Origin of the sequence: Brevibacillus sp. 1238 (assembly GCF_029892995.1) — a bacterium.
GTDB lineage: Bacteria > Bacillota > Bacilli > Brevibacillales > Brevibacillaceae > Brevibacillus > Brevibacillus parabrevis.
In genome coordinates this window covers 48448-74122 of sequence record NZ_JARXWC010000015.1, presented here as the reverse complement: position 1 = coordinate 74122, position 25675 = coordinate 48448, and the positions used below count along the sequence as shown (strand labels likewise).

The following is a 25675-nucleotide window of genomic DNA, read 5'->3' as shown; positions in this document are numbered from 1 at the left end:
TCTTTATTTGAATTTATCCGGGTACAGTCCTTCGCCGAGGATTTTCAGCGCGATCGGTGCGCGTACCCCTTCGGAAGCTGCGGACAGTGGCAATACAATCAAACGTTTGTTTTGAATCGCTGGCAAGTCAGCCAGTTCCTTTTTGGCGAGCAAAAACTCTTTCTTCTGATCAATCGTTTTGTCGCCGTAATCCACGACAACGATAACGTCAGGCTTGCGGTTCACGACTTCTTCCCAGCTCACGGTTGCCCAGCCTTTTTGAATGTCGTCAAACACGTTTTTGCCGCCCGCCGCCTTGATCAGGGCAGTCATGTAGTTGTTTGCAGCTGTGAACGGCTGATCTTCTCCGCTATCGTACACAAACACGCTGAGCGGCTTGTCCACGGTACCGATTTTGCTTGTCGTTTGTTCCATTTCCGCTTTCATTTTGCCAATCAGTTCGTTCGCCTTGTCTTCCACGCGGAAAATGCGGCCGATGTTTGCAATGTCAGCGAATACGTCGTCAATAGTCGGGCCCGGCTTGTTGGAAGACTCTTGCAGGTACGATTTGACCCCTGCTTTCTCCAACTCCTCCATCGAGCCTACACCTTTATCGCCAAAGGCGCTTTTCCAGCCTGCATACACAAAGTCAGGGTTGGCAGCCATCAGCACTTCTTTCGTCGGGTACTTGTCGGACAGCACAGGCACTCTGTCGTAGTCAGCTTTCAACTCAGGCAAAATTTGATCGTCCAAATACGCAGTCCCGGCCATTTTGTCAGCCAGACCGAGAGCGAGCATAATTTCCGTCACGTGCTGGTTCATGGTGACAGCGCGTTTTGGTGCTTCCGGATAAGTCATTTCGATGCCGTTGTTGACGATTGTCACTGGCTTGTTTTCGCCAGCGGCAGGCTGGGCAGCTTGCTCCGAGCCTGGCTTGGTAGCAGCTTGTTCAGGAGCTGCCGGTGTTGCGGAACCACACGCAGACATGAGCAGCATGATTGCAGTCACAGACGCGAACCAAAATCCTTGCAAGGCTTTCTTTTTCTTAGGTGTTTTATTCATTTGTTTTGTTACCCTCTCTTCTTTTCATGTTCTCTGTGCGATGAAAACAATTGATATGTAAATCGTAATTATTACGAATTACATCTACACTATACGGAAAGCCGCTCCGTTTGGCAATACAGGAAATGGCATCTCCCCCTCTCCACGTGTTGCTGCCACGATGATACCCATAGAAAAAAGCACCTCCCAGTTTTCCAATCGGGAGGTGCTCGACATACGCAGACATATCTATAGATCCAGCGTTTGTGGAGCGCCTTTTCTAAAGATTGCTTCTACATCTGTCCCATCCTCGTGGGTCGATTGCAAATGATCTCATGGCAGGTCTCCTGGCTCACGAATCAACATGCCTAGTTCCCTTCCCATTTTTCGTCTCGCGAAAAACAGTGGTTGCTGCGTACTAGGCACTCCTCGTTTACAGTGGCGGGACCGCGCCGGATTTTCACCGGACTTCCCTATTAAGCTGGCGGAACCAAACGATTCCAGCCAGCACCATCAGATTCATATGAAATTGTGTGTTTCGTGATCGTTAGCCAATCACAGTCAATTGTTTCGGGAACTTGCTCAATACTTCCACGCCTGATTCGGTTACGAGCACATCGTCTTCAATGCGCACGCCGCCTACTCCCGGTACGTAAACGCCTGGCTCGATGGTGAACACCATGCCCGGGCGAAGCGTTTCCTGATTTTGACCATGTACGGACGGATATTCGTGCACATCCATGCCCAAACCGTGTCCCAGTCGGTGCATGAAGTATTCGCCATAGCCTCGCGCGGCAATCAAGTCGCGAGCGGTCTTGTCGAGATGGGCAAAAGTCACGCCTGGACGAACCTCTGCAATCGCCGCCTCATTCGCCGCAAGCACTGTCTCGTAAATCTCGCGCAGTTGTTCGCTGACTTCCCCGACGGCAAACGTGCGGGTAATATCGGAAACGTAACCATCAGCTGCTACGCCGATGTCAAACAGCAGCAAATCGCCTTCCTGCACCTGGCGCGACCCTGGCGTTCCATGCGGCAATGCCGATTTTTCGCCTGCCAGTACCATCGTGGAAAAGGATGGGCCATCTGCTCCCAGACGCTTCATCTGAAATTCCAGTTCCGCGACAATCTCCATTTCGGTCTGACCGACTTTGAATTTTTTCAACGTCTCGCCAAGCGTATCTTCGATCAGTTGAACCGCATTTTTCAAACGGGCAACTTCATCTGCCGATTTGATCAGGCGCATTTCACGAAGCGGTTCTTCCACATCGGTGTAGCTCTGCGCACCGACGACTTGTCCCATGGCTTCGAAGCGTTCTACCGTCATGTGGCTTTTCTCGATGCCCAGCTTGGACAAGCCCGCTGGCAACGCCTGCTTGAGAATCTCGTACGGATTGTCCGTATCCGTATGTGTAAGAATCGTCTGAACAAACGATGCTGCCACCGCCGCTTCCCGATCAAGGGCAGGCACAATCAGCGAAGGCTCGCCTTGGGCCGGAATGATCAGCCCCATAAAACGCTCGTGCGGATCAGTAAAAAACCCGGTCAAATAGTAAACATGCTTGGGAGAAGTGATCAATACCGCGTCTAACTCATGGTTTGCCAAAAAATCGTGCAGCTTCGAAATACGCTCCTGGAACAACTGCGTCACCTTCTCTTTCGACAATATTCTACCCCTGAGAATACCATTTTCCTGCCTAAAAAAGAAGAGAGAAGCGGAAAATTCTCTCATGAATCCTCCAGCATATGCCCAAAGAAAATAAGCCAGCAGACGCGAAAAAAGGGGCAGCCTGGACGCTTGTGTCCCTACTGCCCTTCGCACTACAACTAATTTTTCATCCGTGGATCAAGCGCATCCCGCAAGCCGTCGCCAATCAGGTTGAAGCCAAGTACGGTCAACATGATCGACAGTCCGGGAAAAATAACCGTCCACGGCGCTTTTTGAATGTATTGACGGGAATCGGAAAGCATTTTCCCCCACTCAGGCTCCGGTGGCTGCGCACCGAGTCCAAGGAAGCCGAGTGCCGCCGCTTCAATGATCGCAGTAGCAATCCCCATCGTCCCTGTCACGATGATCGGAGCCAGGCTGTTCGGCAAAATGTGCTGCATAATGATCCGGGAATCTTTCATCCCGATCGCGCGCGCCGCCATGACGAACTCTTCTTCCTTCAAGCTGAGAACCCGCGAGCGAACCAGACGTCCAAAAGTCGGAATGTTGATAATGGCAATCGCCAACAGCGCGTTTTGCAAAGACGGCCCCAAAATCGCGACAATCGCAATCGCCAACAAAATGCTTGGGAACGCCAGCATAATATCAAAAATGCGGGAGATCAGCGTGTCAATCCATTTGCCGTAAAATCCGGCGAGCAAGCCGAGAATCGTTCCGGCGACGACCGAGCCGATGACGGAAAAAGTGCCTACCCACAAGGAAATGCGCGCCCCGTACACGACGCGGCTGAACACGTCCCGCCCGTTGTAATCCGTTCCAAACCAGTGCTCCCCCGACGGCGGCTTGTTTTTCATGACCAGCTCGCCTTCATCATAAGGATACGGCGCGATCATCGGAGCAAACACAGCGACCGCCACGAAAAACAGGATAATCGCCAATCCGACCATCGCCAGCTTGTTCTTGCGCAGCGCTCTCCACGCTTCCCGCCAAGGAGAGACTACTTCTTCATCTTTTACTTTCCAGGTCACAGTCTGTACGTGAGTTTCTGCCATATCTCCTTTGTCCCTCCTCTAGCGGTATTTAATGCGCGGGTCAATGTAAGCATACAGAAGGTCGACCAAGAGATTGATCAGTACGAAAATCGTAGCGATCACCAAGATGCCGGACTGGATCACCGGATAATCCCGGTTTCCGATGGCTGTGAAAATGTAGCGGCCGACGCCGGGCCAGCCAAAAATCGTTTCGGTCAGCACCGCTCCCCCCAGGAGCAAGCCTGTTTGCAGACCAATCACCGTCAACACGGGAATCATCGCATTTTTCAATGCATGCTTGTACACGACCCAGAACTGCGCCAAGCCTTTTGCCCGGGCTGTTCTGACGTAATCCGCACGCATCACTTCCAGCATGCTCGATCGGGTAATCCGGGCGATAATCGCCATCGGAATCGTTCCGAGAGCCACTCCGGGCAGGATCAAATGCTTGACCACTTCCCACAGCTGATCCCACTGTCCAGCCATAATCGTGTCCAGTATATAGAACTGCGTAATGGCCTCTACAGGATTACGCGAATTGTCGCGACCAACGGATGGCAGCCATTTCAGTTCTTGCGCAAAGAACCATTGCTCCATCAAACCTAGCCAAAAGATTGGCATTGAGACACCGATCAAGGCGATCAACATCGCACAGTAGTCAAACCAGGAGTTTTGCTTCCACGCAGACAAAATTCCTGCGTTCACTCCGATAATCACAGCGAAAAGCATGCTGACGATCGTCAGCTCGGTAGTAGCGGCCAAATACGGCCCGATTTCTTGCGTGATGCTTGCTCCGGAATGCAGGGAAACTCCCAAATCTCCGGTGATGATTTGCTTCAAATAGTCAAAGTATTGAATGTACCACGGATTGTTCAAGCCTAAAACTTCCCGTAAATCTTCAATCGCTTTCGGACTTGCTTTCTCTCCCAATATGGTCAGAGCCGGATCACCTGGGATGGCACGGATGATGGAAAATACGACGATGGACATGCCCAGTAGAACGGGGATGAGCATAAAAATTCTTCGGATGCTGTAGGATAGCAATGCCATCTCCTCGCTTTCCTTACAAAAAGATAATGGCTAGGTGCAAAAAGAAAGGGTAAGAAGAGGTTTTCTCCTCTTACCCTGCTTGGCTTTCACATTCCATCCGGTTTTACTGGAAGTCAACCTTTTCCAGACTCTCGGAGCCTTTTGGATGCGGCTTGTAGTTGATGATGTTCGCTTTGGCAGCCAATGCTGGCGTAGAGTGAGCCAGTGGCACCATCGGCACGTCCTTGAAGATCAGCTCTTGCACTTGCAGGTACAGCTTCTCGCGCTCTTCCTTGGTCGTAGCGGACTGAGCAGCCATCAAGAGCTTGTGCGCATCTTCATTTGCCCAGCGCGTACGGTTGTTTCCGCCGATGTTGTTTTTATCCAGCAAAGTCGCCAGGAAGTTGTCCGGGTCGCCGTTGTCGCCGGTCCAACCGAGCATGAACATTTCTTGCTCGCCTGCTTTTGTTTTTTCCAGGTAAGTCGCCCATTCCATCGTCACGATTTCAGCTTCTACGCCGATTTTTTTCAGGTCTTGCTGGATTGCCTCGGCAATTTTCACGCCATCAGGCATGTACGGACGAGCAACTGGCATTGCCCAGAACTTGATTTTGAAGCCGTTCGGGAAGCCTGCTTCGGTCAAAAGCTGCTTCGCTTTGTCAATGCTAAATTCACGATCCTTGATGTTGCCGTTGTGGCCCCAGATCGATGGTGGCATTGGGTTCACAGCCGGTTGGCCAAGTCCTGCAAAGAATGCTTCGATGATAGCTGGCTTGTTGATCGCGTATGCGAGCGCTTCACGAACTTTTGGATTGTCGAGTGGCTTTTTCTCCACGTTGAAACCGACGAAGCCGATGTTCATGGATGGACGCAGGATCAGTTGCAGATCCTTGTTGTCTTTTACCGTTTGCGCGTCATCCGGGTTCACACCGTCCATCATGTCGATTTCGCCAGAGGTCAGTGCTGTCAAGCGAGCTGTGTTTTCAGGGATAACCTTGAACACGAGTTTGTCGAGTTTAGGGAAACCAGCGTTCCAGTAGTCAGGGTTTTTCTCCAGCGTAATGGTGTCATTGCGCTTCCACTCTACGAACTTGAACGGCCCGGTTCCTACCGGGTTTTCGTTGAATTTCTCAGGTCCCATATCCTGTACCGCTTTTGGCGAGGCAATCGCGAAGCAGGACATGCCCAGGTTTTGAATGAATGGCGCGAGCGGGCGGTTCAGGGTGAACTTCACCGTTTGCGCATCTACCACTTCTACAGACTTGATGACATGGTTTTCGTCGCCTTTGTAGCCGCCGAACATGTCGTTGTAGTATTCGAAGCCTTCTTTGTTATGTTGCGGATGGCTCTTGTCGCTCCAGCGCTCGAAGTTCCATTTTACGGCTTCTGCATTGAAATCGGTGCCGTCATGGAATTTGACTCCACTGCGCAAATGGAAGGTGTACGTCAAGCCGTCCGGAGAAATTTCCCACTTTTCCGCCAGAGAAGGAACAACTTCTGTGCTTTCTTCGGCGTAGCCGACCAGTGTATCGAACACGTTTTCCGTCACCTTGAACGATTCGCCATCGGTTTGAGCGATCGGGTCGAGACCGACTGTATCGCCGCCGCGGCCTACGATCAATTGCTTAGGCCCCGATTTGGCTGGCTCAGGTGCTGGAGTCGCTGCCGGAGTTTCTGTCTTTGGCTGTTCTGCCGGCGCTTGTGTCGTTTGAGAACCGCTGCATCCAGCAAGCAACATGCCCAGAGCCAACAGGCTGGTCATGGCTGCGGAGAGAACTCTCTTCTTCATGAAAACATCCCCCTCTTCTAAAATGAAAGCATGTTACATTAATCCATCATCATCCGTGTCGCTCCTGCCTCGCATCCCCCCTTTAAAAAGGCTTCCTTTTCATCAGGCGGTCATCCTCGTGTGCGGCTTTACTGTTTGTACAGATGACAGGCCACAAAATGTCCATCACCCACGTCCTGAAAAGCGGGACGAGTTGAGCGGCATTCTTCTGTCACGTGGGGGCAGCGAGTATGGAACGTACAGCCGCTCGGCGGATTCGCCGGGCTTGGCACGTCACCTTGCAAGATCACCCGTTCCCGTACATCATCCGGGTCCGGAGTCGGCACCGCAGACAATAGTGCTTTTGTATAAGGGTGGAGCGGGTTCGAGTAAAGCTGTCCGCTCGTCGTCAATTCGACAATTCGGCCGAGGTACATCACACCCACCCGGTCGCTGATGTGACGCACCACGCTCAAATCATGGGCGATAAACAAGTAGGTGAGGCCCATTTCCTTTTGCAAATCTTGCATGAGATTGAGCACCTGCGACTGAATGGACACGTCAAGCGCGGACACAGGCTCATCCGCTACAATCAGCTTGGGGTTGAGCATGAGCGCTCTGGCGATGCCGATCCGCTGGCGTTGCCCGCCGCTGAACTGGTGCGGGTAGCGCCTCGCGTGGTAGCTGCTCAGCCCCACGACTTCCAGCATTTCCTGCACTCTTTTTTTGCGCTCGGAACTCGTCCCGATTTTATGTACGACAAGTGGCTCTTCCAGAATCTTCTCAATATTGTGACGAGGATTCAGAGAGGCGAACGGATCTTGAAACACGATCTGCATATCGCGCCGCATTTTGCGCATCTCATCTGTGGAAAGTGCTGTAACGTTGACACCGTCAAACGTGATTTCGCCTGCGGTAGGCTCAATCAGCCGAAGCAGCGAGCGTCCCGTCGTGGACTTGCCACAGCCGCTCTCTCCGACCAATCCGAGCGTCTCCCCGCGCTTGACGGCGAACGAGACATCATCGACGGCCTTCACCACACCTACTTCCCCGCCCAGGACGCCACCTGTGATGGGATAATACTTTTTCAAGTTTTTTACGACGAGTAGTTCTTCTGTCAACGGGCATGCTCCTTTCGGGTTATTCACTCAGCCAGCAGCGGGAAAAATGGTTGTCTCCTACCGCTTTGAGCTGCGGCATTTCGCTGCGGCAAAGGTCTGTCGCCTGATCACAACGAGGTGCAAAGCGGCATCCGACCGTGAGCGAGCCTGGGATCGGCACATTCCCCGGAATCGAGTAGAGCCTTTCCTGCGACTCTTCCAGCTTCGGCAAGGAATTGAGCAGCCCTTTTGTGTACGGATGTTTGGGCTTTTTCAAAATGGTGCGGACATCCCCTTCTTCGATGACATTGCCCGCGTACATGACGACAACTCTGTGGCACATTTCGGCAACCACGCCCAAGTCATGGGTGATGAGCAAAATCGCCGTCTGCGCTTCCCGGTTGAGCTGCCGCATCAAGTCGAGAATTTGCGCCTGAATCGTCACATCGAGAGCCGTCGTCGGCTCGTCCGCAATCAAAAGCTCCGGATTACAGGCCATAGCCATGGCAATCATGACACGCTGTCTCATCCCGCCGGAGAGCTGGTGCGGGTATTCATCGACAATCGCTTCGGCTCGCGGGATTCCCACTTTTTTCAACATGTCGATGGCGCGATCCCGCGACTGTTTTTTGCTAGCCTTTGTATGTAATCGAATGGCCTCGCCGATCTGATTCCCGATCGTGAAAACGGGGTTCAGAGATGTCATCGGCTCCTGGAAAATCATCGCGATTTCATTTCCGCGTATGTCTCTCATCCGCTTTTCATTGGCTGTTACGAGGTCTTCCCCTTTGAACTTGATTGTTCCCCCGACGATTTTTCCCGGCGGATTGGGCACCAGCTTCATGACAGACAGGGAAGTGACGCTTTTTCCACAGCCTGACTCGCCGACTATGCCCACTACTTCTCCTTTGTTAACCGTGATCGTCACGCCATCAACGGCAGGGATTTGGCCGCGGTCCGTGAAAAAGTGCGTTTGCAGGTTTTCAATTTGCAGGACAGGATCTGACACGTGGCTCACCTCTCTTACCGATATATTCAGTAGAAAAAGATCTATCAGTAGACATTATGCCATTAATACAATTTTTTGGCAACACAATAAATTCTAACTATTATATTTTTACTGACTATATAGAATATTCTCCTTCACCTTCTCCATTTCCTTCCAGAAAATGTTTTTGAAGCCCACATCTCAGACACAGTCTGCGTTATGCCGTTTGGGACATCTTGTCCGAGCCTGTCCATGCGCACAAAAAAAGCCCGTTTTGGCGGGCCTTTTGTCACTGGGGCTTTGTACACCCCTTCTTTTTGCGCGTAAACAAAATCTATGGCTCGAAAAAACTTCCTACCCAATCGACAAACATTTGCGCACCGTTTTTGATGCTGTCACCCAGTGTCAGTCCCACCCGGCTCACGTAATTGACCATTTTCTCCGGCCCGGCAGTCTGGACCTGCTTGCCCATCACCGCGATTTCCATCTGGCCTTGATCCACTTTTTTGATGTAAAAGGTTTGCGCCTTTTCTTCCGGCACACCGCTTACTTTGGATATGCCCCGCTCCGCCGTTTGCAGCCCAAGCACCACACCGATCAAAAGGACGACCAAAAGCCCCGTCAGCTTCACCGTCACGTTCATGCCCATCACCTCTTCGCAGGCTCTTGCGATTCCGTTTTGCTTACCTTCTCAGCCTGCAAGTAATAAGCGGCAAAAACATCGGCCAGCGCCTCCGCCGTATTCAGGCTTTCCTGCAACGTATTTCCCGTTCCACCTATTTCCATTAACATGCTTCCCGAAGAGATGGACTGATTATACTCGCCGTGATCGGTTTTTCCGCCTTTTTCCATCACTCCGCGTGACAGCTCGGGGTACATTTTCTCCATCAGATTGTGCAGGTCTGTCGCAAACGCCTCGTTCTTCTCGTAGCTTTTGTTGCGCTTGCCGATGACGAACATGACTCTTGCGTACGTTTTGCCTTTGATCGTTACGGTAGTAGTTTCGCGCGGAGCCGTGTCGCGGTGCAGGTCGAAAAAGTAGTGCAGCTCGCGATTTTTTTCCACGGCAGCCTTGACCACCTGCAACGATTGGGCGTATGACAGGGCGTAGTCCATTTTCTTGTTCAACAGTTGCTGGTAAATGTCGTCCTTGCTAACCTCCGAGCCGATCCCCCGCTCGTTCAGTTCTTCGCTCAGATGCTGGCTGACCAAAGAGATGTTTCGCGTAGGATGATCGACAGCCGTTCCTACAGGCTTTGTCTCACTAAACCAGGACTCGCGGTTGTGCGAATTGTAGACGAACACGATTTTCTTGCCGCCTGTCGACACCGGCTTTGCTACCGGAGCCGGAGCGGGCTTCTCTTCTTCCTGCTTCGCCGCTTCTTGTGTCGCTGGCTCTACAACCGGAACGAGCTGGGAAGTATCCGCCACTCGCGTTGGGTACTCTACGTAAAAATCAGCCAACGACGCACCTTTTCCCTGAACGACAAAGCGGGCGTCTTCTGTCGTTACCATCCCCGGCAGCTCTCTGCCAAGCAGACTGCGCAAATCTCCGGGTTGAATGTTCGTCGCGAGCTGAAAAAGAAAGCCCGTCACGCTGTTGGATCTGGCATCGCCCGAAGCTTGCACGGTGGCAGACAGCGCTGGAATCTCCTGCCCCATCCAGTTGAGTATCGCCAGGCTCGATATATGCGAAGCCGCCTGCTGGATGGCGGAGGAGGTGATTGCGAGGCGATTTCCTCCCAGCGAAAACACACCCGTCATGACGAACAAAAAAGCGGTTATGAATGAAAGAACAGCGAATTGGCGTTGGACTAGGGTCGCCATCAGTCTCACTCCTCTGGCTGTAGCATGGACAAGCACGCATGCTTTCTTTCACGCTTGTCTATGCTTTAGCCTATGAGCCTCATAGAGACGATAGAACCCTTTTCTAGCTCAACTCTCCCAATCTAGTTATTTTCATCCTTCAGCCGTCTAGTGAGTGTAGGCGGCGCTATTATCTTCATTCACAGCCTGATGCAGAGATCGATTCAAGCCTGTGGCAATCACATTGGCAACTCCTTCAATGAAGTCATCCACTTCTTTTGGCGTGACGACCAAATCTTGCCCCAGCGGCCGCAGCACCTCGTGGATCAGTTGCCGCTTTTCTTCTTCCGGAAGCGATCCGACCAGCCCCATGAACGTCTTGCGTGATTCCATATCAGGCAAATCATCCTCCGTATACGGTTCCTTGCGTTCGGGAACGGTACTCAGCGACAGCTTGTTGAACGCTCGCTTGCTCTCGACCATGGATTGTCCAAAATGCCCGAGCAAATACGTAATCGCGTCGTTGACGATGGTAGAAGCAAAAACAACGGTCGGCACTCCGACCGCAATGACCGGAATCCCGAGAGTAGCCTGATCAATCGATTTTCGCTTGTTGCCCACGCCTGAGCCGGGGTGTATGCCCGTGTCGGATACTTGAATCGTCGTGTTTACGCGATGCAGAGCGCGAGAGGCCAGCGCATCGATACAGATGACGAAGTCCGGCTTGCTTTTTTCTACGACCCCAAACACGATCTCGCTCGTCTCGATCCCGGTAATGCCCAAAACACCCGGCGACAGGGCACTGACCTCGCGATAGCCTTCACCCACTGTTTCCGGCGCCAGCTTGTACAAGTGGCGTGTAACGAGCAGATTTTCCACCACCATCGGGCCGAGCGCGTCCGGGGTCACATTCCAGTTGCCGAGCCCCACGACGAGCGCTTTCTTGTCTTTCGTGATCCCCATCTGTTCCAGAAAAGCGGCAAACTCCATCGCGAATCGCTTCGCCACTTGCTCTTCTATGGAAGTATCGTTGTCGCGCAGCTTTGGTACTTCCATCGTCAAATAGCGCCCCGGCAGCTTGCCGATTTGCTTGCCTGCCGCTTCGGTCTGCACGTGCAGTCGCGTCACTTTGATATTCGGCTCACTGTCGTCTGCTTGCAGCCAAATGCCTTCGATGTTGCTTTCGTTTTGCTGCTGGGCCAGCTCGTGCGCCTCCACCGCCAGATCGGTTCGAATCGAGTAGCCTGACAAATCAATGTTGTGCGCCATGTTCCATCGACTCCCTTCACGAAGTAAAAACGGCCATGACCGTTTTCTTCCTGCTACTAGGTTGCTTGAATCCTTTATTTTTATTCCGAATCCTTTCTTGCAAATGGTGTTGGCGCATGCTAGAATTACTTTGTTGTATGACTGTATGTCTATGGTCGTCTAAGGAGGTGACACACATGCCAAACATTAAATCCGCGATTAAACGCACCAAAACAATCGAAAAGCGCCGCGCACACCGTGCTTCTCAAAAGTCTGATCTGCGCACTTCCATCAAGAGCTTTGAGAAAGCTGTCGCCGCTTCTGATGTAGCATTGGCGAAATCCACTCTTCTGGTGGCTGTGAAAAAGCTGGACAAGGCCGCTTCGAAAGGTCTCATTCATAAAAACGCAGCAAACCGTCAAAAGTCTCGTTTGATGAAAAAGCTCAACGTTCTGAGCGCTCCTGTAGCGTAAGAGACCAGCCGAAAAAACCCCGCGAACAATTTGTTCATGGGGTTTTTTTATTGGCTGATTGACCCTAGGCACTACCCGGTCGTCCGCTGCCGCTCTGCATGCGCCCGCGCAACAAACAGCTCCAGGGCAAGCCGCTTGTCCACTTGTCCGGACTTCATGCGAAAATCTTCTTCCGCCAAAATGTGCAGCAGCTTTTTCAAGGAATCCTCGGAAAAATGCCGCGCCTGCTCTATCGCTTTTTTCACCGCATACGGATGCATCTTGATCATCCCGGCCATTTGCTGTTGCGAGTAACCGCGCGGTGCCAATTGCTTGACATGCAACAGCATGCGGAACTGTCTGGCCAGCAAGGCAATCAGCTTGATCGGCTCCTCGCCCGTCTTCATGCAGTCGTACATCATGCGCAATGCCCTGTCCAGCTTGCCTGACGCTACTTGCTCAATCAGCCCGAACACGTCCTGCTCCAGCGTCCGTGCGCCAAGCATTTCGATTATCTCATCCGTAATGCTTCCCCCGACGCCTACATACAAGGCCAGCTTCTCCACTTCCTTGTCCAGAAGCCGCAATTCTTGCCCTACGCGTTCCACCAGCTTCATCGCCTGCTGACGTCCGATTTTGGCCTGATACTTGTCCGCTTGCCGTTCCACCCAACCGTACAAGTCAGCATCTTTCAGCAACGGAAACGGAATGACTTTTGCTTTTTGTTGCAGCGTTTTGACGAGCTTTTTCCGTTCGTCCAGCTTCTCTGACTCCGTATGTAAAATCAAGGTCGTATACGGAGGCGGATTTTGCAGATACCCCAGCAAGGCATCCGGATCGCTTTCCACTTTCGTCTGCGGCTTGCTCCCCGTCAAAAAATAAGCCTGTCTGGCGATAACCAGCCGATGCTCGCCCAAAAACGGCAACGTCTCCGCGTCTTGCAAAATGTCTGTCAGCCCCGTCTCCGTGCAATCGTATACGCTCATGTTCAGATCGCGAAACTGCGGATCAATCATCTGATTTTTCGCCAGTGTCAAAAATTCTTCGGCCAGAAATGCCTCCGGGCCATACAACACATAGACCGGCGAAAATTGCTTTTGCCTGATTTCCCGAATCGCCGAGAGGAGTGGCATGCCTGTTCCCTCCCTTTCCTTGCTCTTTCCTGCGTAATTATAGCACAAAACGCTCACCGTGGTTTGCTGTTCGTTGCTCCAGGCACAATCAATCGGCCGCCTGCTTTTTGCGAGCCTGCAACCGCGTTCATCGGTGCAGCAGATGGCGAACCAGCCGCAAGCAGCGATTTTGAACAGAAAAAAACCGCTACCTGTTCGGTCGGCAGCGGTTTTTCCATCCGTTGGCACCTCTATGTAAACGTTCAGGGAAAAGCCCCGGGATTCCTCCTCCCCAAACGGTAAGCAGGGGGTGCTTGATAATGTACTTTACGCACGAATCCCCTTAGTGGTGCCAGTCCCGTTTGAAAAACCACGTTTGCATGTGCAAAGCAGGAGAGACCTTTTTATCAATCGTCGTTCTCTTTATTGCTCTCCCGCTCTTCCTGCTTGTTGTCTTTCTTGTTGTCTTTCTCCTCGTCCTTGTCCCCGTCATCTTTTTCACGCGCAGACTTGTTGTCATCTTCGTCCGATTTCTCTTCCAGTCCAACCGGGAATGACGGTGGCTTATCCTCTGTCACTACTACAGGCTTTGGAACATTTGCGGGCGCTTTATTTGGCGGAGTCGCATTAGCAGCAGGCGGCTTGGCAGGTGGCTTATACTCGGTCTTTGCTGGTGGCTTGTGTGTTTGTTTCTTCGGTGGCGCCTTTTCGGACTTCTTCTCCTCTTCCTTTTTATTCAATGGAGATGGATTAGTGCTTGGAGTAGGAGCTTCCGGGCCGTAAACAACCGGATCTTTCGTCACGACAGGCGGTGTGCTGTCCGCACCATTTTGAAACGCATCCGGCTGCAGCGGCTTTTCTTCACTCCCCGAAAACAGCACGCCAACCAGCAAGCAGGCAGCGACTGCCGTACTGCCAATACCAGCCAGCCACACTTTCACTCGCTTCCACTTTTTCGATTCCGCCAGGGAAGACGACTTGCGCTTAACTTCGAGAGTAGGCAAGGATTCCTCTAGCACAGCAGATTGCACAACCGCAGGCTTCGCTGCGGCGGATTCCAGACGCGGCAGAATCGAATCTACAATGCTGATTGAGGGTACGACAGGGGGCAACTGCTCTAGCTTTTGCGACACAGTTTTCAGACGGTTGTACATAAGTTGCAGGTCAGCATCTTTTTGGATGAGGTTGCGCAGCACTTGCTGTTCTTGCACTGACAAATCCCCATCCAGATCCCGCTGCATGCATTCCCAAATTTCTTCGTTGGTCATCAACCGATCCCCCCTTTCTGGTAGTCGTACAACAGTTCCTGCAACTGTTGCCTAGCCCGAAACAAATACGATTTTACCGTGTTAAGCGGCAAATCCAATGCTTCCGCGATTTCCTGGTAAGACAAGTCTTCCAGATAGCGGAGAACTACTACCATCCTGTACTGCCTAGGCAGTTTTCCGATGGCTTCCTGGATGTCGTTTGACAGTCCGGTGAGAAGGATTTCATCTTCTACGTTGTTTCGATCAGGTATGATCAGCTCGTGTTCGTCGATTGAGACCGTTTCCTTCTTCGCGCGAAATTTATCCATACAGACGTTGCTGACGATGCGTTGTACCCAGGTCGAAAACTTCGCCTTTTCCTGATAAGTGTCCAATTTTCGATAAATGCGTATGAGCACTTCCTGAGCCGCATCGAGCGCGTCCTGTTCATTTCCCAGAATGTAATAAGCGCTTCGGTAAACGGAGGTCTCAATGGATCGAAGCAGCTCGACAAGCGCATCATGATCCCCGGTTTGCGCCAGCCTGATCAATTCTGCTTCCTGCATAATCTCCTCTCCCCCCTACAGACGGGTCGCTCATATAAAAGGTTGCAACCATGTTATGTATCCAATTGTTGGGTCTTCCAAATCAGTCCCGCAGACGAGATAATCAGCGTAACCGCCCCTTGCTGATCCGTTCGGTAAACGGCAGCACCGCAGCTTTCCAGACGATGCAGTACCTCGCTCGCAGGATGTCCGTACCGATTGTTCACGCCAACCGAAATGACCGCTGCCTCGGGAGAAACAGCTGCCAGCAGTTCGTCGGTACTGGAGCTTTTGCTGCCGTGATGGGCGACTTTCAAAACGTCGACGGGCGTCAAGCCGTTTTGCACAAGGACCGCCTCTCCGTCCTTTTCCACATCTCCCGTAAATAAGACCGTTTTGTTGTATGCCGTCAGCTGAAGCACGACGGACGCATCATTGCCGCGAAGAGTCGTTTTTCCAGGATGAAGCCATTTCCATTCGATTTCCGGCCCATCCGACCACACCTGACCAGGGGTGCCAGTCGTAATGGGAACGCCTTTTTGCTGGAACATCTGGAGAATCTCCGTCTCTTTCTCCTCCGGTGTTGCAGCATTCACCATCACTTCTCCAAAAGAAAAGCGGGGCACCAGCGCTTTCATTCCACCGATATGGTCCCAATCGCCATGCGTCATGATGACACGGTCAATTTTCTCAATCCCGCGCGACATCAGAAACGGGAGGACGACGTCTTTGCCCACTTCAAACGGGTCGCGCTTTTCCATCCATGGCTCCGCTGCCGGATGGCGCATTGTCCCACCCGCATCCATTAAGTATACCTTCTGATTGCCAATTTCGACAACGATGGAATCCCCTTGCCCGACATCCAGGAACGTGATTCGCACTTCATCGCTGCCTGCGAACGGTTGTCTCGCCGCCGCCAAAAGCCCGAGAAATAAGGCCAAACAGAGCACGACGTCGCGTTTCCGATGAAAACCGAGCTTCCACAAACTGGGCATGCTCCCGAGAAAACAGGCATACAGGAGGAGCCACCACCATTCCGGATGCGGCCAGTAGGTAAATGGAATCAGCCACTGATCCATAGCCAGAAGCGGTTCGTGTACCCAGCTGAGCAAATGGGTAGCCACCCAGACAGGGAGCGTCGCCAGCGCCGGGTGAAGCCAATCAAGCACGATCGCCGCATAGCCGAGCGGCAAGACAGAAAAAGACAGCACAGGCGTCACAATCAGATTGACCAGCCAGGAAAGCGGAGAAAACTGGTGAAAATGGTACAGCAGAAACGGAAAAGAGACGAGCTGGGCGGAAACCGTCACAGCCACAAGTGTTCTGATCCACGCAGGCACGCGGACAGCTACTTGCTGGCTGTACGGCACAAACAAAATAAGTCCCAGCGTAACGGCAAAAGACAGTTGGAAGCCGACATGCCACAACTGATACGGATTCGTGGCGAGCATGCCGAGGAGCGTGCCTGCCCAAATCTCTTTTCCATCCAGTCTTTTCCCCACGACCTGACAGACAAGACCTACTCCTCCCATCAAGCCGGCTCGCACAGCGGAAGCACTGGCGCCAACGAGCAGTACGTAACCCACAAGCAGCAAGACCGTCGCACATAGGCTCCAGCGACGGCTGACGCCCGCTTTTTCCAGCGTCCACAAAAACATCGAGGTCACCAGTGTCACATGCAAGCCGGATATGGCGAGAATATGGCTCAGGCCCAAATTGGTGTACATGGACGCAAGCTGGGGCGTCACCTCCTGACTGACCCCAAGCAGCAACGACTTCATGTATCCCGCCGTTTCTTGATCGGGAAACAAGCGGTCAATCCGGCTCGCTCCCGCCTCCTGCCACTCCTGAAAGCTCCCCCATACGCTTGCCGCCGCCTCTGTGCGCACCTCGCCAAATGATGTGTCGCCTGTGACGTGTACCCCTTGCCAATGCAAATAGCGGGCATAGTCAAAAGCATGCGGGTTACGCGCCCCACTCGGCAAAGCCAGCCGGACAAAGGCCGTCAGTTGGCTGCCCGTCCGCCACGTTTCAATCGCAGCTGCTTCCTCAGCCGTACCTAATTGGACGCGAAGAACTATTTTTTCGTTACTGGCAAGCGGACGCAACCGCTCTTTTTCCTCCCCCCATTCGCTGATGGTGGCAAAAAAACGGGCAGCATCGCCGTCCCGCTTGACGACAGAAGCGATCTCTCCACGAACCCAGACAGCCGCTTGCTGTTCAGCTGATGCTTTCAGTGTGGACGCATGGAGAATCTCGTACCCATAAAAATAGAGACCTGCTAGAATAGAGAGGAAGCAGTAAAAAGCGAGCCGCCTTCGGTAGACAAGCGAAGAAAACGCCAGGACTGCTGCCCATGCGCCGAGAACGCCCGCCATCCAAAAGGGCTGGACGTAGGCAGCCAGGAGAAAACCGCTCATTACGGCCAGACTAGCGCTCCAAAGTGACATAGTCTCTCCCTCCGTTCTTTGTCGAACTGTTCTTTTCTTTAGGAGAGTATATCCCTTGGCGTGCGGACAAAAATAGAAGAGACGAGAGTCCTTTTTCCTTAGGCTGTACGACTGTTTTGCGTACAGTCCCAGGCATTCAGAAGAGATTGCGCCAGCTTGCGATACGTGATAGAGTTAGCAGGAGCAATCCAGTGAGAGGAAGAGTCATTTCATATGTGTGGAATCGTAACACTCTACAACAAGCGGCAAATGCCAGTTAGGCAAGAAGCGATCAGCGCGATGACCGGTATCATCCTGCACCGTGGTCCAGACGACGATGGTTTTCATCTCGAAGACAACATCGCCCTGGGCTTTCGTCGTTTAAGCATCATTGACGTGGAAGGCGGGCATCAACCGCTGTTTAACGAAACACGTGACATCTGGATTATTGGCAACGGTGAAGTGTACAACTACAAGGAATTGCAACAATGGTTAAAAGACATCGGTCACGTTTTCCATACCGATTCTGATATTGAAACCATCCTGCACCTCTACGAGGAGGTAGGAACAGAAGCACCTAAACATTTGCGCGGCATGTTCGGCTTTACCATTTACGACTCCCGCAAAAAACGGTTGTTCGGCGCACGCGACCACTTCGGGATCAAGCCGCTCTACTACGTGGAGACGCAAGATTCCATCGGGGTCGCCAGCGAAATCAAAAGCTTGCTGGAGATTCCTGGATTTACGCGCGAAGTAAACCACAACGGTTTTTATCATTACTTGACTTTCCAATACGTGCCTGATCCGGAAACGATGTATCAAGGCATCTATCGCATCCCGCCAGCGCACTCGTTCATCGTCGAAAACGACCAGATCAAGCTGGAACGCTACTGGGACGTGGAGTTCAAGCCGGATGAGAGCAAGCCGTTCTCGTATTTCGTCGAAGGAACCCGCGATGTGATGATGGAGTCGATCGACAAGCACCGGATTAGCGAAGTGCCGCGCGGAGCTTTCCTCTCCAGCGGCGTCGATTCCAGCAGTATCGTCGCCATGCTGCGCACCTATGAGCCGGTGAAAACTTTTTCCGTCGGATCAGACATCCCTGGCTACAGCGAGCTTGATTTCGCCAAGCGCACGGCTGGCTTTTTGGGAACCGAGCACTTCGAGCGGGTAATCAACGCCCAGCAATACATGGACGAATTGCCGCGTCTCATCTGGCATCAGGATGAGCCGGTGGCAGACCCTTCTGCGATCTTGCTCTACTTCGTTGCGCAAATGGCAAGCGAGCACGTCACTGTCGTCTTGTCTGGCGAAGGTGCCGACGAATTTTTTGGCGGGTACAACATCTACAGAGAACCTAGCTCTCTCAAAATGTTTTCCGGCATGCCGGGCTGGATGCGCCAGTCCATCGGCTACATGGCCCATCGCCTGCCTGATCAGGTAAAAGGGAAAAACTTCCTCATCCGCGGTTCGAAAACGGTTGAGCAACGCTTTTTCGGAAACGCCCTGATCTTCAGCGAAGAGATGAAAAGACGCGTCGTGATGGACGACATCGCACGCTCTGAATCGTACGTCTCGCCGTTTACGATCACCGAGGACATTTACAAGCGCGCCTCCCAGTACGATGATGTAACGAAAATGCAGTATCTGGACATTCACACTTGGCTGCGCGGAAACATTTTGATGAAAGCCGACAAAATGACGATGGCCAACTCCCTGGAGCTGCGCGTTCCGTTCATCGATCTGAAGGTGTTCGAATTTGCTGCGACCATTCCGACGAAGTACAAGATCGCCAACGGCACGACCAAACACGTTCTGCGCGAGGCGATGAAAGACTTCTTGCCGCAGGAAATCAAATCGAAGAAGAAACTGGGCTTCCCGGTTCCGACGCGCCATTGGCTGAAAAACGAGTTTTACAAATGGGCCAAAGAGATCATTTTCGAATCGAAGGTCGACAATTTGATCAACAAGGCTTACGTGCTCTACATGCTTGACGAGCATCGCGAAGGCAATGCCGACTACAGCCGCAAAATCTGGACGATTCTCGTCTTCATGCTGTGGCACCAGATTTTCATCGAGCAAAAATATACGTTTGATCCGTATGTGAGTCCAAACGTAGACATTCGCCGCAAAAAAAATTCCTTGCAGCACATCGGTTAACTTAACTGGCAAGGAGCGAGTGAAAAAAATTTGCAGACCCTCTCTTACTTTTCGTAGATTGTGACTAGAGCGATTTCACAATCACGCGCGGGGTAAGGGAGGGTCTTTTGTCATGCTTCTCGATTGGTGGGAACGTTATCGCCGTCTCATTCTGATCGTTGCGGCCATCGCTTTTTTGGCGCTCAGCTTTTGGCTTTATCAGCGAGACAACCGCGAAGGGACGGTTGGCGTGCCGATCGCTGCGTCTGCCTATGCGCAGGGCGCAGCGGAGCCGAAAGCGCCATCCGTTGCCACCGCGCCAGCGGAGCAAAGAGCCGCACCTGACACGTCGGTGCCTGCTTCGGCTTCGGCTTCCAGGCAGCTTGCAGCCGGGGCGGCACAAGAGCAAGCTGCTCCGTCTCTTTACGTCGACGTGAAAGGAAAAGTGAAAAAACCGGGGCTGTATCGCTTTGCGCCTGGCAAGCGGGTCGCAGATGCGATCGAAGAGGCTGGCGGAGCGCTTCCACAGGCAGACCTCGATCAAATCAATCTGGCTCAGCCACTCGCTGACGGCACCGCCTTGATCATTCCGGCAAAAGGCAGCAGCGGCACTTCTCCCCTGCCCGGCGTAGGCTTGCCCTCCCCCGCTTCTGTCCAGGTGGGCGGGAATGGTGCTCTAGGTGCGGGGAGCAGCAAGCAACCAGGCAAAACGGTCAATCTCAACTCGGCCACAGTCCATGAGCTGATGACGTTGCCTGGAATCGGCGAGTCGCGGGCAGCAGCGATCCTGGAATACCGCACACAAGTCGGTCGTTTTCGCTCGGTCGACGAGTTGAAAAAGGTATCGGGGATCGGGGCCAAGATGTTCGAGAAGATCAAAGACCACATCGTTGCGCAATAAACGATCATCCGGTCATGATTGGCAAAATTGCCACATAGAATGGGAAAAGAATATCGGAGGGAGGTATGCCCATGGATAAAATCGGGTTCATTGGTACGGGCAGCATGGGCAGTATCTTAATTGAAGCATTGCTGTCCGCCAAAGCGCTGTCTCCCAGCCAAATGATCATCACCAATCGCACAATCGAAAAAGCCGAACAGCTCGCAAAGCGGCTTGGCGGGCTGGCGGTCGCTCATAGCAACGCAGACTTGGCCAGAGAAGCCAACATCATCGTGTTGTGCGTCAAGCCGCTGGAATACAGCGAGTTGCTTGCCCAACTCGCCCCTGTTTTGACGGAGGGACATCTGTTCATCACCATTACCAGCCCGATCAAACTGGAGCATTTGGAATCGAAAGTGCCATGCGCCATCGCCCGGGTCGTGCCCAGCATTACCAATGCCGCACAAAGCGGAGTCAGTCTATGCGAGTTCGGGTCGCGCGTTAGCGAGGAGCAACGTCATTACATCCGCAATCTTTTCGCCCACATCAGTACCCCGGTCGAAATCAGCGAACCGTTTTTGCGCATCACTTCGGACATCGCCAGTTGCGGCCCTGCTTTTCTCAGCTACATTTTGCAGCAGATGATTCAAGATGCCGTGGAGGAGACAAACATTTCTCCAGAGGCTGCTACGTATTTGACCTCGCAGATGCTGATCGGCGTGGCTGACTTGCTTCGGGAAGAAAAATTTACGCTCCCTTCCTTGCAGCAACGGGTCTGCGTCCCGGGAGGCATCACCGGAGAAGGTTTGATTCCTTTGCAAAGTAAGTTTCCAGGCATTTTCAGAGAAGTATTCCAGCGCACACGAGCGAAATTTTCCGAGGATCAGGAACTGCTTGACCGTTACTTGAATGAGCAGCCGCAGTAGCTTGCATATGTGCTGATCGTTGCACAGGTCGATAAAAGATCGCGTGACAGGCTGCGTGACAGGCTGCGTGACAGTATGCTTGACTGGGCGCGTGATAGGCTGTGTGATAGTACACTTGACCGGGCGCATGACAGGCTTCGTGACAGTATGCTTGACCGGGCGCGTGATGGGCTGCGTGATAGTACACTTGACCGGGCGCGTGATAGGCTGCGTGACAGTACACTTGACCGGGCGCGTGATAGGTTGCGTGACGGGTACGCTTTGACCAAGCGCGTGATAGGTCGCGTGACAGTACGCATGACCAGGTGCATGACAGGCCGCGTGACAGTACGCATGACCAAGCGCGTGATAGGCTGCGTGACAGTACGCTTGACCGGGCGCGTGATAGGCTGCGTGACAGTACGCTTGAACGGGCGCGTGATAGGCTGCGTGACAGTACGCTTGACCGGGCGCGTGATAGGCTGCGTGACGGGTACGCTTGACCCGGGCGCGTGATAGGTCGCGTGACAATACGCTTGACCAGGCGCGTGACAGGCTTGCTTGCCGGACCCGCACGCAGATAATCAAAAAGGAGTGGGACGCCTGTCGTGCAGGCTCCACTCCTTTTTTCCGTTTGGATTATCATGCTCCCTCTTCTAACCAGCAGTGATTGCTAAAGACAGAAGTAGCAAGCAAATAATCTTGTATGGTTGTTCACTCGAATCGATTAGCGAACGACGATGTTGACCAGTTTGCCAGGAACGGCAATGATTTTGACGATCGTTTTGCCATCGATCAGTTCTTTGATCATGTCGTTGTTAAGCGCCAGCTCTTCCATTTGTTCCTTGGTCGAATCGGAAGCGATCAGCAACTTCTCTTTGTTCTTGCCGTTGATCTGGATGACGATTTCCACTTCGTCCTCCACCAGCTTCGACTCATCGTAAGTTGGCCATGCTTCGTAGGAGATCGTTTCGTTGTGTCCGAGCTTCTCCCACAGTTCTTCACCCAAGTGCGGAGCGATTGGCGACAACATTTTTACGAAGTCTTCCATGTACGATTTCGGCAGAACGTCTGCTTTGTACGCTTCGTTCACGAATACCATCAGTTGGGAGATACCTGTGTTGAAACGCAGGCCCTCGTAGTCTTCGGTTACTTTTTTCACGGTTTGATGGTAAACGCGCTCCATGCTCGTCGCTTTTTTCGTATCGACGATTTTCTCGTTCAGCTCGCCGTTGTCTTGCACGAACAGGCGGTATACGCGGTCCAGGAAGCGGCGCGCACCATCGAGGCCTTTTGTCGACCAGGCGATGGAAGCATCCAGCGGCCCCATGAACATCTCGTACAGGCGGAGCGTATCGGCGCCGTGGCTGTGTACGATATCGTCAGGGTTGACGACGTTGCCTTTGGATTTGCTCATTTTTTCGTTGTTTTCGCCGAGGATCATTCCTTGGTTAAACAGCTTTTGGAATGGCTCCTTGGTAGGTACGACGCCGATGTCGTACAGGAATTTGTGCCAGAAACGGGAGTACAGCAAGTGCAGTACCGCGTGCTCTGCTCCACCGATGTAGATGTCGACTGGCAGCCATTCTTTCAGCTTTTCCGGATCAGCCATGGCTTGATCGTTGTGCGGATCGATAAAGCGCAGGAAGTACCAGCAGCTGCCCGCCCATTGCGGCATCGTGTTGGTTTCGCGGCGCGCTTTCATGCCTGTTTCCGGATCGACGGTGTTCAGCCAGTCGGTAATGTTGGCAAGCGGCGATTCGCCCGTGCCGGATGGCTTGATTTCTTTTGTTTTTGGCAGCATAATCGGCAGTTCGGATACGGGAACAGTTTTCATCGTGCCATCTTCGAGGTGCAAAATCGGAATCGGCTCACCCCAGTAGCGTTGACGGCTGAACAGCCAGTCGCGCAGACGGTAGGTCACTTTGCGATTTCCTTTGCCTTCGGCTTCCAGCCATTCGATCATTTTGTTGATCGCCTGCTCTTTGTTCAGACCGTCGAGCATGCCGGAATTGATATGCTCTCCATCGCCTGTGTACGCTTCTTTGGAAATGTCTCCACCCGCGATTACTGCTTTGATCGGCAGGTCGAATGTTTTTGCAAATTCATAGTCGCGCTCGTCGTGTGCAGGTACCGCCATGATCGAGCCGGTTCCATAGCTGATCAGCACGTAGTCCGCGATCCAGATCGGCAGGCGCTCGCCGTTTACCGGATTGATGGCGTATGCCCCGGTGAATACCCCTGTCTTTTCTTTTGCCAGGTCTGTACGTTCCAGATCGCTTTTGTGTTTGGCTTGCTCCAGATAAGCTTCTACGGCTGCTTTTTGCTCTGGGCTGGTAATCTGCTCAACCAGTTTGTGCTCTGGAGCGAGTACCGCGTAAGTAGCGCCGTAGAGCGTGTCCGGGCGCGTCGTGAAGACGGTAAAGCTTTGATCGTGTCCGTCGACGGCAAAAGTAACTTCTGCCCCTTCGGAGCGGCCGATCCAGTTGCGCTGCATTTCCTTGATGCTCTCCGGCCAATCCAGCTCTTCCAGGTCTTGCAGCAGTCTTTCCGCATAGGCCGTAATTTTCAGCACCCATTGCTTCATTGGACGGCGCTCGACTGGATGTCCGCCGCGCTCGCTCTTGCCATCGATGACTTCTTCGTTTGCCAGCACCGTTCCCAGTGCAGGGCACCAGTTTACAGCTACTTCGTCAATGTACGCCAAGCCGTGCTCATACAGCTTCGTGAAAATCCACTGGGTCCATTTGTAGTAGTGCGGGTCAGTCGTGTTGATCTCTCTGTCCCAATCGTAGGAGAAGCCCAAAGACTTGATTTGGCGGCGGAACGTGTTGATATTTTTTTCCGTGAACTCCGCAGGGTCATTGCCTGTGTCGAGTGCGTATTGCTCAGCAGGCAGACCAAACGCATCCCAGCCCATTGGGTGAAGCACGTTGTAGCCTTGCATCCGCTTCATGCGGGACAAAATATCGGTAGCCGTATAGCCTTCCGGGTGTCCGACGTGCAGCCCTGCACCGGAAGGGTACGGGAACATATCGAGAGCGTAAAACTTTTGCTTGCCTGGGTCTTCTGATGTTTTAAAGGTTTTGTTTTGCTCCCAGTATTGTTGCCATTTTTTTTCGACTTCACGATGACTGAAAACCATGGTAGAGCACTCCCATCTTGAAATAGGTAAAAAAGTAGAAAACTTGGCTATGCCAAGCTGTTGCCAACATCATGATCCAAACTGCCTTTCGGCCATATAAAGAAAACCTCACGCCCCAATCGCTTGAACGAAAGGGACGAGAGGTTTGTTTATACTCCCGCGGTACCACCCACATTGGCGAATGCAAAGCATCCACCCGCTTAAATCCGTAACGGGGATGAGCCGCCCACCCTTACACAACCATATTAGAATGGCCTTCAAGGCGAGTGCTGAGAGGCGAGTTCGGACGATCCCGGGTTGACTTGCACCTGCCGTCAACTCTCTGTATGCTCGCGGGGCATATTCCTACTATTCCTCTTAAACGCGTCGAAATTTGCAGTTATAACGCCATTATAGTCAATTGGAACCAACCATGTCAAACTTTATGGCTTGCGTGCGGAAAAAAGCAGGCGCTCGCTCGCTTCCTGCGGTGGCAAGTCCGAATAGTCTGCCGTAATGACGATGTCCGTGAACCCGGCCTCCGCGAGCCAGCGCATCAGTTGCACAGGCTGGTAAGCTCTTTGCCAGTGCTCCTCCTCCATCCGCTCGTACAAGCCGTTTGGCTGGCGGATGAAAAAGGTCAGCTGATGCTCTACTTCCAGGCGAAGCGGGTCGCAGAAACATTGCCAAATGTACGAAACCTCGTCGTCGACGTAGGTGAACGTCTCGTCTCCGAAAACGTGCAGCATCTTGTACGGACTGTGCACATCAAACAAGAAGCTTCCCCCTGGAGCAAGATGAGCGAACACGCGTCGAAACGTCTCTTGCACGTCCGCCTCTTCTGTCAAGTAGCTGAGAGAGTCGCACAAGGAAATGACCGCATCGGCTTCCGGCAAGGAAAGCTCGCGCATATCTTGTTCCACCCACGCTACCTCTACTTGCTCCTGGCGCATTTTATCGTAGGCAATCGCCAGCATTTCGGCTGAGAGGTCGACACCTGTGACGCGATAGCCCCGCTTCGCCAGCGGAATGGCGATCGTCCCTGTCCCGCAGCCGAGATCGATAATCCGCTTGGGTGCGCTGCCTTTTTGCCAGCTGCGCTCAATCCAGTCGAGCCACTGATCGTAGGGGGTGTCTGCCATCAACGCATCGTAGACGGCGGCCATGTGTGCGTAGGCCATCTTTA

21 protein-coding genes, 1 riboswitch and 1 other annotated feature are annotated in these 25675 nt (G+C 52.8%); of the genes, 4 read left to right on the top strand and 17 right to left on the bottom strand.

Features of this window, described 5'->3' with window-relative positions; all coding sequences use genetic code 11:
- Nucleotides 1-3: 3 nt before the first annotated feature.
- The 10 genes from M2298_RS24370 to gpr all read right to left on the bottom strand — a co-directional run bounded on the left by M2298_RS24370 (nt 4) and on the right by gpr (nt 11677).
- Nucleotides 4-1041 carry an ABC transporter substrate-binding protein gene (locus M2298_RS24370; RefSeq protein ID WP_173598589.1) on the bottom strand — a complete coding sequence of 346 codons (1038 nt, stop codon included), beginning with the start codon at nt 1039-1041 and terminating at the stop codon, nt 4-6.
- 299 nt (nt 1042-1340) lie between these two features.
- Nucleotides 1341-1550: riboswitch (cobalamin riboswitch) on the bottom strand.
- Between the two features lie 17 nt (nt 1551-1567).
- On the bottom strand, nt 1568-2659 hold the full coding sequence (locus M2298_RS24365; protein ID WP_340965177.1) for a M24 family metallopeptidase: 1092 nt from the start codon (nt 2657-2659) through the stop codon (nt 1568-1570).
- Nucleotides 2660-2844: 185 nt separating this feature from the next.
- Complete coding sequence (locus M2298_RS24360) at nt 2845-3738, bottom strand: ABC transporter permease (RefSeq protein ID WP_122964116.1); 894 nt, start codon at nt 3736-3738, stop codon at nt 2845-2847.
- Between the two features lie 18 nt (nt 3739-3756).
- On the bottom strand, nt 3757-4767 hold the full coding sequence (locus M2298_RS24355; RefSeq protein ID WP_122964117.1) for an ABC transporter permease: 1011 nt from the start codon (nt 4765-4767) through the stop codon (nt 3757-3759).
- A gap of 103 nt (nt 4768-4870) precedes the next feature.
- On the bottom strand, nt 4871-6535 hold the full coding sequence (locus M2298_RS24350) for an ABC transporter substrate-binding protein (RefSeq protein WP_280649204.1): 1665 nt from the start codon (nt 6533-6535) through the stop codon (nt 4871-4873).
- Nucleotides 6536-6663: 128 nt separating this feature from the next.
- Entirely contained in the window at nt 6664-7635 is a 972-nt protein-coding gene (locus M2298_RS24345; RefSeq protein ID WP_122964119.1) for an ABC transporter ATP-binding protein, read from the bottom strand.
- 19 nt (nt 7636-7654) lie between these two features.
- Nucleotides 7655-8623: an ABC transporter ATP-binding protein gene (locus tag M2298_RS24340; protein ID WP_122964120.1), complete on the bottom strand. Its 969-nt coding sequence runs from the start codon at nt 8621-8623 to the stop codon at nt 7655-7657.
- A 313-nt stretch (nt 8624-8936) separates the two neighbouring features.
- Nucleotides 8937-9245, bottom strand: a complete 309-nt coding sequence (locus M2298_RS24335; protein WP_063231364.1) for a DUF3679 domain-containing protein — start codon at nt 9243-9245, stop codon at nt 8937-8939.
- 5 nt (nt 9246-9250) lie between these two features.
- Entirely contained in the window at nt 9251-10429 is a 1179-nt protein-coding gene (locus M2298_RS24330) for a stage II sporulation protein P (protein WP_280649203.1), read from the bottom strand.
- Between the two features lie 147 nt (nt 10430-10576).
- Entirely contained in the window at nt 10577-11677 is a 1101-nt protein-coding gene (gene gpr / locus M2298_RS24325) for a GPR endopeptidase (protein WP_122964122.1), read from the bottom strand.
- A gap of 176 nt (nt 11678-11853) precedes the next feature.
- Between gpr and rpsT the strand changes: the two genes are divergently transcribed.
- The gene (rpsT, locus tag M2298_RS24320; protein ID WP_005833151.1) at nt 11854-12129 is read left to right on the top strand and encodes a 30S ribosomal protein S20; all 276 of its coding nucleotides are present in this window, start codon (nt 11854-11856) and stop codon (nt 12127-12129) included.
- Between the two features lie 71 nt (nt 12130-12200).
- Here the strand turns inward: rpsT and holA are convergent, their stop codons facing one another.
- The 5 genes from holA to M2298_RS24295 form a co-directional block, all read right to left on the bottom strand.
- A complete protein-coding gene (gene holA / locus M2298_RS24315) occupies nt 12201-13241 on the bottom strand; it encodes a DNA polymerase III subunit delta (protein WP_122964123.1) in 1041 nt (346 codons plus the stop codon).
- Nucleotides 13242-13294: 53 nt separating this feature from the next.
- The gene (locus tag M2298_RS24310; RefSeq protein WP_167470281.1) at nt 13295-13459 is read right to left on the bottom strand and encodes a hypothetical protein; all 165 of its coding nucleotides are present in this window, start codon (nt 13457-13459) and stop codon (nt 13295-13297) included.
- A 168-nt stretch (nt 13460-13627) separates the two neighbouring features.
- Nucleotides 13628-14488: a hypothetical protein gene (locus M2298_RS24305; protein WP_122964124.1), complete on the bottom strand. Its 861-nt coding sequence runs from the start codon at nt 14486-14488 to the stop codon at nt 13628-13630.
- On the bottom strand, nt 14488-15033 hold the full coding sequence (locus tag M2298_RS24300; RefSeq protein WP_063231360.1) for an RNA polymerase sigma factor: 546 nt from the start codon (nt 15031-15033) through the stop codon (nt 14488-14490). The genes M2298_RS24305 and M2298_RS24300 overlap by 1 nt, the downstream gene beginning before the upstream one ends.
- A gap of 53 nt (nt 15034-15086) precedes the next feature.
- Nucleotides 15087-17462, bottom strand: a complete 2376-nt coding sequence (locus tag M2298_RS24295; protein WP_280649202.1) for a DNA internalization-related competence protein ComEC/Rec2 — start codon at nt 17460-17462, stop codon at nt 15087-15089.
- A 213-nt stretch (nt 17463-17675) separates the two neighbouring features.
- Here M2298_RS24295 and asnB point away from each other — a divergent pair, with 213 nt between their 5' ends.
- The 3 genes from asnB to comER all read left to right on the top strand — a co-directional run bounded on the left by asnB (nt 17676) and on the right by comER (nt 21386).
- Complete coding sequence (asnB, locus tag M2298_RS24290; protein WP_217022441.1) at nt 17676-19601, top strand: asparagine synthase (glutamine-hydrolyzing); 1926 nt, start codon at nt 17676-17678, stop codon at nt 19599-19601.
- 112 nt (nt 19602-19713) lie between these two features.
- Nucleotides 19714-20481, top strand: coding sequence for a helix-hairpin-helix domain-containing protein (locus tag M2298_RS24285; protein WP_274875164.1), 768 nt, complete (start codon nt 19714-19716; stop codon nt 20479-20481).
- A gap of 71 nt (nt 20482-20552) precedes the next feature.
- On the top strand, nt 20553-21386 hold the full coding sequence (gene comER / locus M2298_RS24280; RefSeq protein WP_122964128.1) for a late competence protein ComER: 834 nt from the start codon (nt 20553-20555) through the stop codon (nt 21384-21386).
- Nucleotides 21387-22092: 706 nt separating this feature from the next.
- Here the strand turns inward: comER and leuS are convergent.
- Nucleotides 22093-24510 carry a leucine--tRNA ligase gene (gene leuS / locus M2298_RS24275; protein ID WP_280649201.1) on the bottom strand — a complete coding sequence of 806 codons (2418 nt, stop codon included), beginning with the start codon at nt 24508-24510 and terminating at the stop codon, nt 22093-22095.
- 129 nt (nt 24511-24639) lie between these two features.
- Nucleotides 24640-24881 (bottom strand) — a binding site (T-box leader).
- A 51-nt stretch (nt 24882-24932) separates the two neighbouring features.
- A complete protein-coding gene (locus M2298_RS24270; RefSeq protein WP_173597425.1) occupies nt 24933-25670 on the bottom strand; it encodes a class I SAM-dependent DNA methyltransferase in 738 nt (245 codons plus the stop codon).
- Between the last annotated feature and the right edge of the window lie 5 nt (nt 25671-25675).